At 44.0% G+C, this 14,216-nt stretch carries 11 protein-coding genes; all 11 read right to left on the bottom strand.

The window, feature by feature from the left end; translation table 11 throughout:
• Positions 1-29 precede the first annotated feature (29 nt).
• Positions 30-1,397, bottom strand: coding sequence for a DUF1329 domain-containing protein (locus F0261_RS01455; protein ID WP_014949549.1), 1,368 nt, complete (start codon positions 1,395-1,397; stop codon positions 30-32).
• 11 nt (positions 1,398-1,408) lie between these two features.
• Complete coding sequence (locus tag F0261_RS01460; RefSeq protein WP_171337037.1) at positions 1,409-3,469, bottom strand: DUF1302 domain-containing protein; 2,061 nt, start codon at positions 3,467-3,469, stop codon at positions 1,409-1,411.
• 333 nt (positions 3,470-3,802) lie between these two features.
• Positions 3,803-4,045, bottom strand: a complete 243-nt coding sequence (locus F0261_RS20070) for a DUF2835 family protein (RefSeq protein WP_039227708.1) — start codon at positions 4,043-4,045, stop codon at positions 3,803-3,805.
• Positions 4,032-6,641, bottom strand: coding sequence for an aminopeptidase N (gene pepN / locus F0261_RS01470; protein ID WP_171337038.1), 2,610 nt, complete (start codon positions 6,639-6,641; stop codon positions 4,032-4,034). The genes F0261_RS20070 and pepN overlap by 14 nt, the downstream gene beginning before the upstream one ends.
• 47 nt (positions 6,642-6,688) lie before the next feature.
• Positions 6,689-8,164, bottom strand: a complete 1,476-nt coding sequence (gene nhaC, locus F0261_RS01475; protein WP_171337039.1) for a Na+/H+ antiporter NhaC — start codon at positions 8,162-8,164, stop codon at positions 6,689-6,691.
• Positions 8,165-8,236: 72 nt separating this feature from the next.
• On the bottom strand, positions 8,237-9,571 hold the full coding sequence (locus tag F0261_RS01480; RefSeq protein WP_014949544.1) for a sodium-dependent transporter: 1,335 nt from the start codon (positions 9,569-9,571) through the stop codon (positions 8,237-8,239).
• Positions 9,572-9,653: 82 nt separating this feature from the next.
• Positions 9,654-11,696: a carboxy terminal-processing peptidase gene (gene prc, locus F0261_RS01485; protein ID WP_014949543.1), complete on the bottom strand. Its 2,043-nt coding sequence runs from the start codon at positions 11,694-11,696 to the stop codon at positions 9,654-9,656.
• Between the two features lie 3 nt (positions 11,697-11,699).
• Positions 11,700-12,368 (bottom strand): RNA chaperone ProQ, encoded by a 669-nt coding sequence (proQ, locus tag F0261_RS01490; protein ID WP_014949542.1) that lies wholly within the window; start codon positions 12,366-12,368, stop codon positions 11,700-11,702.
• Positions 12,369-12,384: 16 nt separating this feature from the next.
• Positions 12,385-12,675 carry a hypothetical protein gene (locus F0261_RS01495; protein WP_014949541.1) on the bottom strand — a complete coding sequence of 97 codons (291 nt, stop codon included), beginning with the start codon at positions 12,673-12,675 and terminating at the stop codon, positions 12,385-12,387.
• A gap of 2 nt (positions 12,676-12,677) precedes the next feature.
• Positions 12,678-13,133, bottom strand: a complete 456-nt coding sequence (locus tag F0261_RS01500) for a GAF domain-containing protein (protein ID WP_014949540.1) — start codon at positions 13,131-13,133, stop codon at positions 12,678-12,680.
• Positions 13,134-13,145: 12 nt separating this feature from the next.
• Positions 13,146-13,877, bottom strand: coding sequence for an SIMPL domain-containing protein (locus tag F0261_RS01505; RefSeq protein WP_014979336.1), 732 nt, complete (start codon positions 13,875-13,877; stop codon positions 13,146-13,148).
• Positions 13,878-14,216 lie beyond the last annotated feature (339 nt).

Here is a 14,216-nt window from a genome sequence, read left to right on the forward strand (position 1 = left end):
AATTGCCAACCGTTTGTTGTTTAAGGCGATTAGCGCATACCTTCTCGTCGTAACGCCTGAGGTGTGAATTCCACATCTCGTGGGCGAACGGTGAAGTCGTACATCTCTTCTTCGTTATCGAGGCCAATAGCCAGGTAACGACGTGAGTTCAAGTCATGGTACACATCCAGAGTAGACCACTGGGTAGGTACTTCATAATAGTTCACACCATACGCTACACCAACACGATAAAGTTCGCCACGATTATCATACATATCAGCAACTTGAATTTGCCAGCTATCTTCATCAATGAAGAATACACGCTTTTGATAAATATGACGGAAACCGTCTTTCAATGTGGCTTCTACTTCCCAAACGCGGTGTTTTTCCCAACGTGTTAGGTCTGGGTTAACGTGGTTTGGCTTTAAGATGTCATCGTACTTCGCATTATCTGAATGAAGTGCATAGTTGTTGTATGCAACGAACATTTCTTTCTTACCCACTAACTTCCAGTTGTAACGGTTTGGTGAACCGTTAAACATATCAAAGTCATCGGTAGTACGAAGGCCATCAGCTGCGGTTCCAGGTGTATCATAAGCAATGTTTGGTGCTAGACGTACACGGCGCTGACCCGTGTTGTAGGTCCATGCTTTACGCGGCTCTTTTACTTGGTCAACTGTTTCATGTACAAGCAGCGCTGTACCCGCCAAACGAGCAGGCTTTGTTACTTTTTGTTTAAACATGAAAAGAACGTTTTCGTCAGTAAGCTTTTCTGGTGTAGCACCTTCTTCTGCGTACTTAATTAATAACTGCTCGTCAAAACCGATTACGTTGTAATCACCACCAGTTGTTACCGCAGCTTGACCACCATTACGCTGAACCGCTTCACCGCGATAGCGAAGTATATGGTTCCAAATTGCTTCAAGACCATTTTGTGGAATTGGGAACGGAATACCGAGAACAGCCCCTTTAATTCCGTTACCGCCGTCTAATAGCTCCGCGCTAGTTGCATTTACCTTAGTTGCATCGTAGATAGCCTGGGGATTAGACGCAGAACGACGCGTTGGGTAAACCGGCATACGGAAGGTTTCAGGGTAAGCTTCGAAAAGCTTTTTCTGACCTTCAGATAGAAAGTCCGCATATTCTTTGTAGTTTTGTGCCGTGATTTCAAATAGCACTTTATCTTCAGGGTACGGGTCTGGATGGTGATCACCCACTGTGTAGCCCGCTGGTGCTGAAGTAATACCGCCAGTCCACGCTGGGATACTGCCGTCTGCATTACCTGCTTTCATAGCGCCCAGTGGCGTCAATTCGTTACCTAGTTTATTGGCATCTGCGTCAGACACCTTTGCCATCGCGCTTGCACCTGACAGAGCAAGTGATAAAGCCGCAGCGATAATTCCTACTTTTCTAATCATAAATACCACTCTTAGATTGCATATTTGATGTTAAATGAAACGAAGTCTCTGTCTGATAGCGCATTAGTAGTACCAATACCGCCCCAGAAAGCGCTGTACGACGCTGTTGCTGACCACTTGCTTAGGTAGTCGAACGTCAATGAAATTGCAGCAGACTTAACATCTTCTGTGAAAAGGAATAGAGGGTCTGGTGTTGTACCCTCTACATCGTGAGAGAATGTTGCACGAGCACGTAAGTTAATTCCGGCCATGATGTCGTTGTAATCAGCAACAGCAAGTAAACGGTAACCCCACGCATCGTCAGTAGCAAACGGGTTAGTCTCTGGTCCGCCTGATAGCGCTTGGTGTAAACCTTCACGACTATTGCCATTGATAGGCTCTAGTGACGGCGTACGTGCTGTACCAGGCGCATTTAAGCGAATTACGTTCGGATCTGGCATATCTACAACGTTCACATAGCCTACTTCGCCTAATAGTACGAAGTTGTCAGAACCAAATTTAGGGCCAAATACGTGTGAGGCAGTAAACTGCATTTGCCATGTATCAGAGAATAGATAACCTTCCGCTGTCTCGCCTGGTCCTACTGCACGACCAATGTTGTTGAGCTGGGAGATACCCGCTAAGTCTGGACGTAGCCCCGCATTTGCCAATTGCTCTGGCATCCCCATATACAGCAATTCAACATCATCGATTTGAAGCGGCTCATCCACGCGGTAAGCAAATTCACCCGCAAGAGCCGTAGTACCGATATTAGTGTTAAAGCTCATACCATAGAGTTTGATATCTTCTGGGTAGAAGAACTCTGACTGTGTAAATGCACCCAGTTCAGTGATGTTGTCGCGAGTAACGGTATTAGATGCTAGGAACGCGAGATCTGCGCCAATACCTTCAGCAGTAAAGTCTGATGTCTTACCTGAAATAAGCGGGCGTTGGCTGTGGTAATTGATGTGATAGAAACTAAACTCTGTTTCATTCAAATTCTCGGCAAACCACGTCAAGCGTAAACCGTATTGACCTTGATCGTCGGCGTCGTTGTGCGCTGCGTCAGAAAAACCACGAATAGCCACTTTGGTTGGATAAGCAAGGTAGGCTTGCGAAATGTCCTCTGGATTAGCGCCAGAGCGAAGTAAATCACCGTATCCGTTTAACGCAGTGAGAAGGTGATCTAAGTCGATGTCTGGGTTACCACTGAAACCAAGCTGGACGTTTTGGCGTTGACCGCCCTCACCTGCAAAATCGTTGCCCGCGAAGTAACTGCCAGAAACTGGAAGCCAGCTGCGCTGCCATTCGTACTGGTAATAACCAGAAATACTCACTGTGTCAGTCAAACCTAAAGACGCGTACACCATCCCTACTGGAAGGAATACTTCTTTAAGTTCTGCACCTGGAGCACGAGCTCGTGTTACATCAACAGGGTTCGTTGTGTTAATACCGTGCTGGATGAATGTACTTTCACCCCAACTGATCACCTGACGGCCTACACGAAGCGTAAGTGGTTTGTCGCCAATCCACCAGTCGCCATAGAAGAATGCGTCGTAAAGACGTACATCGGTACACAGTAGGTCTTCTGCTTCAGGGTCTTGACACAAGTCGTATTGGTTACCCGTTATTGGGTTAGAGTATGGACGGTCGCCGTCCATTTGCTCAAAGTCGTAGAACCAGAAACCACGGGCGAAGAAACCATAGTCGCCAAAATTGATATCTAATTCATGAGTACCTGAAATTTGCGTTGCAAACGCGTCACCTGGATCGTGTGCAAGGTTACCAAGGTCACCATTGGTGGAATAACCGCCATCTGCTAAACCCCACACGTCGCCACTTGGGTATAAAGGGTTGAAAGCTGCGTGATAACCGCTCCAGTCGAATTGAGGATGGTTACTGTTACCTATAAGGTCGTAATCTCTTGCCTCTGTTCGAATACTTGTAGCTAATGTAAATGTTGAATCTAAAGATATACTTACATCACCCACTTGCCAATTCGCAGCGTGTGCTGGTACTGCAGCAGCACCTAGCAGTGAGAGAACTCCCGCTGCTACCGGTGATATCTTAAAAGCGCTAGGCCCGTTTTTCATATTTTTATACTCCCAAGTCGATGTGACTTAATACGTGACATCATGACCAACCATAACGATTAACAAAATCATTACATCATTTTGCCATAACCGCAAGAACTAATCCTACCAGTTAACAAAATTTACAACATTAGTCGTATCAAATAGTTATTGCTTTATTGTGAGTATAAAAGGCATTTATAAACTTGCAGGAAAAATGTACAGAAATATTGCGAAACTGTTGCGTTAAGTATTTTGGAACGCTCAATGACAGAAGAAAACGCATAAGTGTTACATATGGGAGTGGTGAAAGCTCGTGTAAAAGAGAGTAATTCGTCGCGTACAAAAAAGGCTCTATGCGAGCCTTTCAAAGGATTTTATTTTTTTGTTGGCATCAATAATCATCCTAAAACGACCTTTAATACCATCAGACGTAACAAATTGCCTGAGCCGGTTGGTCGGTACTTGGACGCTTAGGCCTGATTCACTGACCATGACCACATCTGGCATAGTTGGAATATAAAGCACCTCACATTGCTTGTAAGGTGCATTTATTGAAAAGTAAAAAACCGAGTCAGTTTGGCTAATGCTTGTCATAAGCAAGGCTTTTACTTACTTTCTCAAACAAATCTTTACTTAAACCTTCATGATTAAGCAAACGGCCAAGCTGTTGCTTCATATGAACCTGATGCTCGCTTGCAAAGCCCTGCCATTGCGTCAGTGGCGTTACAATACGGGCGGCAACCTGTGGGTTGACCGCATCGAGCTTAAGTAAGTAGTCGGTTACAAATTTATATCCACTGCCATCGAGTGCATGAAACCTTTCGCTGTTATAGAAAGCGAAGCTACCAATAACAGAACGAACACGGTTCGGGTTACTCATTGCGAACTGAGGGTGCTCACATAACATTGTGATAGTCGCAAAGATATCGTCTCGATTTTGTGTAGCGTGGAGTGCGAACCATTTGTCCAAAACAAGCGGGTCATGATTCCACGATTCCTCAAACTGAGCCATCAAACTGTCGAAAGTGGTGGCGCTACAGTGTTGTGCGCTTCTCAACGCGCCTAGCGTATCTGTCATATTATCAGCGGTTTCAAACTGAGAAACCACAATATGCTCGTGTTGGGGTAACCGCGCTAAGTGTGCAAGCACGACATTTTTGCAGCGACGTTGATTCACCGCTTCTTGCGTGTAGCAATACGCGCTTTTCTCGATATTTTCGAAGACTTGTTTTAGCTCTTTTTCGAGTGCGCGAGCAAACTGGTCGCAGAACGCTTTTCTCGCTTTCGAAAGTGCGGAAACGTTTATGTTACTTCGGCTTTGGCACAGTGTCTCAAACGAAGGTATGACTAAACATTCACTCAGCAATTCAAGGTTGTTCTGCTCTTGGGCAATCGCTTGCTTGATACCGTTCCAGATTTCATTACTGATACCAGACCCAGGCGATTCCTCTAATTGCTTCACACAGCGGTCATACAACGTTTGCATTGCATCCCAACGATTAAATGGATCCTTCGCATGCTTAAATATAGTAAGTAAAGACTCTGTCCCCAATGGGTTTTCTACTTTCGCTGGCGCTGAGAAGTTACCCAATACTACAGGTGTTAAATTAGTAGTTTTGGCTTCTACAGTAAAACGCATAGCATCATCTTTTAAAATGACCATGCCGTTTTGAATTAACGACTCGTTGTCTGTATAGCTTTTCCCCTCATCATCAATAATCTCGATATTTACAGGAATATATAGAGGAAGCTTTTCTTTCTGATCGGAGGTTGCAGGTGTGTGCTGTGACAATGTAAAGCTATGCTTAACAATGCCATCATCATCGACCTCAGTGCTGTGTGCGACAGAAATCACTGGCGTACCAGATTGACTATACCAGCGGGTAAACTGGGTTAAATCTAAATCAGTAGCAGACTGCATTGCTGAAATGAAGTCATCACAGGTGACAGCCTGACCGTCGTGTCTTCTAAAGTACTCGTCCATACCACGTCTGAATCCGTCAGGCCCCAATAATGTGTGGAACATGCGAATAACTTCAGCGCCTTTGTCATAAACCGTCACCGTGTAGAAGTTGTTCATTTCAATGACTTCTTCTGGACGAATTGGATGACTCATTGCACTCGCATCTTCTGCAAACTGGTGTTCTCGCATAACACGAACGTGCTTTATACGATTACTTAACGCCGAAGTCATATCAGCGCTGAACTGTTGGTCTCTAAATACAGTAAGCCCCTCTTTAAGGCTTAGCTGGAACCAATCGCGACAAGTAACCCGGTTGCCGGTCCAGTTGTGGAAGTACTCGTGCGCGATAACCGACTCAACATTAAAAAAGTCATCGTCGGTGGCACTTTTTTGATCGGCTAATACAAACTTACTGTTAAATACATTTAAGCCCTTGTTTTCCATCGCTCCCATATTGAAGAAATCGACGGCAACAATCATGTAGATATCTAAGTCGTACTCTAACCCGAACACATCTTCGTCCCACTTCATCGCCCGTTTGAGAGATTCTAATGCGAAAATACCTTGAGACTTTTTGCCTTTATCAACATAAAGTTCTAGCGCAACCTCTTTACCGCTAGTGGTGGTGTAGCTATCGGTGAGTAAATCGAAGTCACCGGCAACTAGAGCAAAAAGGTAGCAAGGTTTTGGATGTGGATCGTGCCATTTAACAAAATGCGTATTTTCGTCAACTTCGCCCTTGTCCACTGGGTTGCCATTGGCCAAAAGCATCGGTACTGATTTGTCGGCAACTACCGTCACTGTGTAGACCGACAAAACATCCGGGCGGTCCATGAAGTACGTAATGCGACGAAACCCTTCCGCTTCACACTGCGTGCAATAGGCACCACCTGATAAATACAAGCCTTCCAGCGCTTTGTTGTGCTCAGGGGCAATGGTATTGGTAATTTCTAAGACGAACTCATCAAGTTCAGTAACCACGCTTAAGGCGCTATCTGTTACCGTGTATTCATTATCAGATAGGTGCGTACCGTTAATAGAAATAGAATCTAGCGATAAATTATCGCCATCTAGTACTAATGGACTATCGTGCGCGCCATTACGAGTGACGGACAACGTGCTGATAACTTTGGTTTTCGTTGGGTGTAGCGTTATATGTAGGTCAACTGTCGCTATTGAAAAAGCGGGCGGCTGGTAATCCGCCCGGCGTTTAGCTTGAACTGACATAGATCCTCCTGGAAGAAAGCCTACGTGGGTTTAATTGGAACTCTGTGTTAAACCGTATCTTTGCTGTTTACTTCAACATGCGGTGGCGTAATACGTAAAATCTTAATACCTAAATACGCATAAATAACAGCAAGGATCGGGTTGATTACGTTGAAGAATGCATAGAATACGTAATCAAATGGATTGACTAATAAAACACTGTGCATGTAAGCACCACAGGTGTTCCAAGGAATAAGTGGAGACGTAAGTGTGCCGCCGTCTTCAAGGCTGCGAGAAAGATTCAATTGGTCTAAACCACGTTTTTTGAATTCTTCTTTGTACATACGGCCTGGCATCACGATTGAAATATACTGATCTGCAGTAACCAGGTTGGTACCAAAACAAGTAAGAATGGTTCTGCTCACCATATCTCCTGCGGATTTTGCACCAATTAATATGGCAGAAACTGCACGCTTTAATAGGCCAACACGCTCTAATACGGCACCAAACGACATTGCACAGATGATCAACCAAATAGTATTTAACATAGAAGACATGCCACCACGAGAAAGCAAGCTGTTTAAGTTCTCGTCAGGTGTTGAGAAGCTTACGCCATCGAATAGCGCGGTCCAAACTACCTTCAACGCACCTACATTCACCGAGTCGTCACCATTTGCCATAGAAGTAACCACATCCCACTGGAATACAACTGCCCAGACTCCACCTAACAAAGCGCCGATAAAAACAGCTGGAAACGCAGGCATCTTTTTAATCGCTAAGGTGAGCAAAACGACAAGGGGAATTAACAAATGCCAACCTAAGTCAAAAGACTCGTTTAACAAAAGTTGCATCTGCTCAATGCGTTCTGCTTTGGCCTCACCCACTTCACTAAAGCCCAGTACTGTAAATAGAATAAGCGCAATAACAAAGCTCGGAATCGTCGTCCAAAGCATGTAACGGATGTGCTCAAATAAATCCGTGCCCGCAACGGCAGGCGCTAAGTTTGTTGTTTCAGATAAGGGCGAAATTTTATCGCCAAAGTACGAACCTGATACTACTGCGCCGGCGGTTATGGCTGCCGACATTTCCATGCCTGCAGAAACCCCCATTAGCGCAACACCCACAGTCGCCGCGGTAGTCCAAGAACTACCTATACTCATTGCAACAACCGCACAAATCAGACAAGCGGCAGCATAGAAAAACGAGGGGTTAAGCAACTCTAAACCGAAATAGATAAGCGTAGGCACGGTTCCGGCTAGCATCCATGTGCCAATAAGAGAACCTACCGCTAACAGAATTAAGCAAGCACCTAAAGACATTGAGATACCGTCTACAATGCCCTTTTCGATAGTTTTCCAGCTGTAGCCATTTTTCATTCCAATGATAGCAGCTAAGCCCATCGCTAAAAGAAGTGCAATTTGGTTTGGACCGTAAGAAGAGTTATCGGCAAACAAATAAACTGCGCTTCCCATCATTATGACTAACGCAAGAATAGGAAGCATTGCATCGAGAAGTGACGGCGTTTTTATTTCTTTATTCGTCATTGTCGTTTTTTAAAACCTTATTATTGTATTTGTAACGCGTTAAGCGTGCTGTCCGCTTTTTACCAGAATGCTTTAGAAGACTGAGCGGTAAAACATAAGCGCAATGATAACGGGACACACAAAGCGTACGTACCAAGGCCAAATCTTCCAGAAAATGCTGTGTTCAGCAAACTGATCACCTTGTTTAAGTTCATCGAGTATTGCATCTCTGCGCCACACCCAACCTGCGAAAATACACAAGGCGAGTCCTAGTAACGGTTGGCTATACTCGGTAGTTAATGCGATAACAAAGCCGAACAAGGTTTCAAAATTTAAAATGATGATGCAGCTTAATACAAAGATGACCGATGCCATTAATAACACGGCCTTTTTACGTTGAAGACCTTTACTTTCCACCATAAACGCAACGGGAACTTCCAACATTGAAATTGAAGACGTGACGGCAGCAATCGCCATTAGCGCGAAAAAGGTAAAAGCAACGAAAAGACCTACGCTACCAATGGTATCAAACAGTGCTGGTAGTACTTTGAAAATCAGCGTGTCACCTTGGATTAACGCGCCTTCAGGTGTGAAGATTTCAACGCCGTTGTTTAATGCAACGTACATGGCCGGGATAATAAGCATACCCGCAATAACCGCAACACCGATATCGACAAGCGCTACCGACGCACCAATGCTAGGTAGATTTTCATTTTTACTTAAGTATGAACCATAAACCAGCATGGTACCCACACCTAAAGACATTGAAAAAAAGGCTTGTCCCATGGCGTTAATTAATAAGTCTGGGTCTAGAACGCGAGAGAAGTCAGGTACTAAATATGCTGACCAACCTTCTACGGCACCAGGCTGTAGGCTCACATAAACAATCAGTGCAAGAATGAGAATAACCAATGTAGGCATCAAACGCACCGACCACTTCTCAATGCCGGACTTTACACCTCCGACAACGATAAATGCAGTTAAGCCCATGAATAAGAAGCAGAAAATAATGTTACGCGTAACTGATGAAGTGAGTAGCCAGTCGCTAGCACTCGTAAATCCCACCATGCTTACGGCTGCATCGGCGAAATAAACCAGCATCCATCCGCCTACAATAGCGTAGAATGCAAGGATAAGTGACACGGTAACACAGCCCCAAATGCCCGTTAGCCTTCCGACGAAATTGCCTGATATTTTACCTAAAGCGTCAACCATATTCGAACGTGAACTACGACCGATTATAAGTTCTGCCATAAGTACGGGATAAGCGAGTACAAAAGCCAGCAGTAAGTATACGAGAACAAATGCTGCGCCACCGTTACTTGCTACCTTTGTAGGAAAGCCCCAAATATTACCTAGTCCTACTGCCGAGCCTGCCGCTGCTAGCACGAACCCTATTCGAGAGGAAAATTCGCCTCTGATAGCCATGTTATTTCCCTTTATTATTGTTTTAATAATTTATAGACACAAAAAAAGGGCTGGCCCTAGACCAGCCCTTTTTTCTAATCACTTAATTTCTTGTGATAGCGTAACGGCCTGTTTCGATCATATCGAAAGTAATATTGGCTGCCTCGTCCAAGAATGGATCTAATTCTTCCATATCTTCAGGTAGGTCGTCCAATGTTGTGACAGTTTCCATTCCCAATCGCTGTAAACGTTCGTTAGCACGAGCAAGCGACTTCTCTTCCGCCTCTTTCTTCTCGCCTTCACGTACAGATTTAACTAATGAGATGAAGTTCTTGTCTTTATTTTCCTTATATTCCTTTATGTCGTCTTGGATATAAGAAAACTCAGGATCTTGTAAAATACGTTTGTTGTGCTTCGCTGTTAAAACATCAAGCGCAGCAGTACCGTCTGCAAACGTCGTATAGTTAGCGCGATTGATACTGTCCCATGGCAACGCATTTTCCGCTTGGCTTTCTCCCCATTCAGCTGGTTCAACCGCCGATGGATAAAGAATGTCAGGAATAACGCCTTTATGCTGTGTGCTGCCGCCGTCAATGCGATAGAACTTGGCGATAGTAAACTGAACACTACCTAATGGGTTGTCGTAAAGGTCATAAATTTTACCTAAACCGCGATGCTGCTGCACTGTCCCTTTCCCGAAGGTTTGTTCACCTACGATGAGAGCACGGTTGTAGTCTTGCATCGCTGCCGCAAAAATCTCTGAAGCAGACGCGCTATATCTGTCAACTAATACGGTTAACGGGCCATCATAAGCCACTTCGCCATCTGTATCACGGTTAACGCTAACTTTGCTTTGACCGTATCGAATTTGAACCACCGGGCCTTTTTCGATAAATAGGCCAGTAAGTAACGTTGCTTCGGTTAGAGAACCACCGCCATTACCGCGCAAGTCTACGATAACGCCTTTAACGTTTTGCGCTTTCAAGCTTTCTATTTCTTTAGCAACATCCATACTAAGGTTGTTGTAAAAACTTGGAATGGTGATTACACCTAGAGGTTCACCCGCGTGAGGACCAGTCTCTGGCACATATACTTCCGATTTGGCTGCGCGATCTTCTAACTTAATTTTATCGCGAGTAAGGCTCACAACCGACGTGGTTTTCGCGTCCGTGGCTCCTTTTTCAACCTGTAGACGAACAGTACTTCCTTTCGGGCCTTTAATTAACTCAACCACTTCGTCCAATCGCCAACCAATCACATCAACAAACTCTTCGTCGTCTTGTGCTACGCCAACAATTTTATCCTCTGGTTTTATTGCGCCAGACTCGTCTGCAGGACCGCCAGGTACAACGCTTTTGATTACCGTGTAATCATCTTCGCTTTGCAATACTGCACCAATACCTTCGAACGACAAGTTCATGTCCATTTGAAAACGTTCAGCGTTACGTGGAGATAAGTAACTGGTGTGAGCTTCAATTGTACGTGCAAATGCATTCATTGCAGTTTGAAAAACGTCTTCGCTCTTTGCTTGCTTAGTGCGCTTAATCGCTCGTGTATAGCGTTTGGTAAGAAGCTCTTTCGCCTCTTCCCACGTTTTGTCTGCAAGTATTAGATTCAACGCGTCGTATTTAACGCGTTGACGCCAAATTTCATCCAGCTCAGCTTTATTAGCTGGCCATTCAGCATCTTCTCTGTCGTAAAAGAACTTATCGCCTTCTTTTTCAAAGTCGAACGGGCCTTTCTCTAACAGCGCAAGTGCAAATTCATAACGCTCAATACGTCGTTTTGCGCTTACGTTATACATATCATAGGCAACAGAGAGGTTGCCTTTACTCAGCGCATCATCAAACAATGTGCGGTATTTCTCAAAACCCACAACATCAGACAGCAATAACACTTGTTTATTATGATCTAATGAATCGATGAAGCGCTGGTAAACTCTAGCTGAGAGTGCATCATCCAACGAAATTTCCTTGTAGTGCGCCCTGGTAAAGAGTGCGCTTACTCGCTTAGCTGCAACACTGTGTTGAGATTCCTGTTGTAAAATGGGAAGCTCGTCTACCTCTGGTGTTGACGTAACTGCGCCTGCTCCTACCCCAACGGTAAGAAAAGCACTGGCGATGGAAATTCGAAGGATGTCTCTCATATTTTACGACCTCTTGGAGCGTGCCAAACGTAAAGCGTCTGCGTTTACTTTAACTACCATGCCTGAGTCTAATTGAACGTGAATGCCATCTTTAGCTACTTCGGTAATTACTGCAGGCATAGGTGCTTTACCTAATTTAACGGTAACTTGCGTACCTTGCTGTAAATCGCTATCTGTCAATTTCGCAGGTGGTGTATTGTTTGGTCTGTTATTTTTCGGTTTAGTTCCGCGCTTAGTATCAGCATGGTCCGAATTTGCAGATTTTTCACCTTTTGGACGATTAAATTGACGTTTATCTTTTCGCTTAGGCTGCTGAGCTAGCTTAGCTTTGCGCTTTTCAGCTGCTTTTGCTTTGCTTTCTTCTAACTGCTGCTGCGCATGATCAGCGTGTTCTTTTTCAATTGCATCGCCTTCAACGCCGTCTAAATCTACACGGTTTGCACCTTCTTTGATGCTATGAAGATAGCGCCAGCTGTTGGTGTAATGTCGTAGTGTAGAACGAAGTAAGGTTTTGCTAACGCGTTCCTCTTCTTCTAAACGTGTGGCAAGATCTTGAAAAATACCGATCTTAAGTGGGCGGGCCTCGCCTTCAATGCTAAAACATTTCGGAAAGGTCTCTGCAAGGAAAGCTATCACTTCCTTACTGTTGGTAAACTTCTCTGGTGATTCCATTAACTTTCTAAATTATTCAGGAGATTTCATCGTTACTTGCATCATCCCAAGTTGCCAGCGTGTGGTCAACCCAATCAAGCAATTCGTCGTCATCTATTTCTAATAAATGCTTATCTTGTTGCCAAGATTCCCATGCGTAGTGCAAAATTTGCTCTAAACGCTGTGTTTCAATATCTTCTTCTGCATTGTCGTACACCGCATGTAAGATGAAATTTAAACGTTCAGATGCCTCATCTGGGTCATCATGAAAGTCTTCCATATCCTCATACGTGGATAAAACAACGTGAATATCAACACTGGATTTCATAATTATTTCTGCGAATCCATAAGAATTTGAGCAATTTCAACGAGCCCTTTTTCGTCTTCTTCGGTAAAGCGTTCAAAAACAGGGCTGTCGATATCAAGTACGCCAACCAGCACATCGTTTAGCACTAGTGGAACAACAATCTCAGAGTTTGACGCAGCATCACAGGCAATGTGTCCTTCGAACTGATGAACGTCTGCTATACGCTGAACAGTTCTGGTACTTGCACTCGTTCCGCAAACGCCTTTTCCAAGTGGAATGCGAATACATGCTGGTTGCCCCTGAAATGGACCGAGTACTAACTGCTCTTCTTTATAAAGGTAAAAACCTGCCCAATTCACCTCTTCGAGGCTATTGAAAAGCAGCGCACTTATATTTGCCATGTTAGCGATAAGATCGTGCTCGCCAGAAACCAAGCTTTTTGCTTGGTTTATTAACTGACCGTACTGTTGTTCTTTCAAACGAATTTCCTGCTATTGAACAATGTTAAAAGACACATTAACACGCGCTTCTATGCGCTCTTGGCCAGGTAAAGACATAGACATGTCTTTGGCAAAAGCTTCTGCGCGCATTACTGGAATCGGCATATTGCCACCAGATTCTGAGATTGCAACAACTTCACCTACTTCAATCTCTAATTCTTTTGCTAATAACTGTGCACGTTGCTTTGCGTCTTTTACCGCAGAGATAAGTGCTTTTTGATAGGCATCGCCTTCACCAACTGAAATAAAGTTGAATTGTTGTATGCGATCAACACCTCGTTTAAGCACGCCATCTAATACTTTGTCATAAGTTTCAAGGTCAGTAGATGTGACGGTGATATCTCGTGACAACGTGAAACCTTCTTGCTGACGGCCTTGAGGCGTATTGATATAGCGAGGTTGTAAGCGTACTTGCATACTCTGAATGTGCTTTTCATCTATACCTTGATTAAGCAAGAACTTAACAATAGAGCGGAGGTCCGAATCAAGCTGAGTGTTCAGTTTACCTACTGTATTACCTTCTTCTTCAACAACGAGTGTGACTGAATAAGCGTTTGGTGTCACTTCTACCGCTCCTACGCCTTGCACATTTATAACCGCTTCTTGTGCGGCCTGTGCGGAAACCATAGGTGCAGATAAGGCAATAAATGATGATGCTAACAATGCTTTTTTAACTACACTTTTAGCTGTCGAATAAGTATTAGTACGCGTGATCATTTTCATAGAGATTCCTTTTTTATGGTGCCTTTTAATTACGTTACCTAAAGGATAAATATTTAAAACTGAATAGTTTATGAATATACGCAATAAACGAAATCTTAGCACTGAACTGAGACGAGAAGAGATATAACTTCGCCGAGATGTACTTTTTATGAGGCAAGACCAAAAAATGGATAAGTAATACCAGTCAACTTGATGTAGTGCCACTATACCTGCGGTAACACGGCGTGATTACGAAGATTTTAAATCTCACTGAGTGGGTAATGATCTATGCAAACTGATATCAAAGCGCGATGTTAGATGGGTTTTATATGCTAAATGATTAAAAGCCAACCGTTCAGC

The sequence above is a fragment of the Alteromonas sp. 07-89-2 genome (genome assembly GCF_013113925.1).
Classification (GTDB): Bacteria; Pseudomonadota; Gammaproteobacteria; order Enterobacterales; family Alteromonadaceae; genus Alteromonas; species Alteromonas macleodii.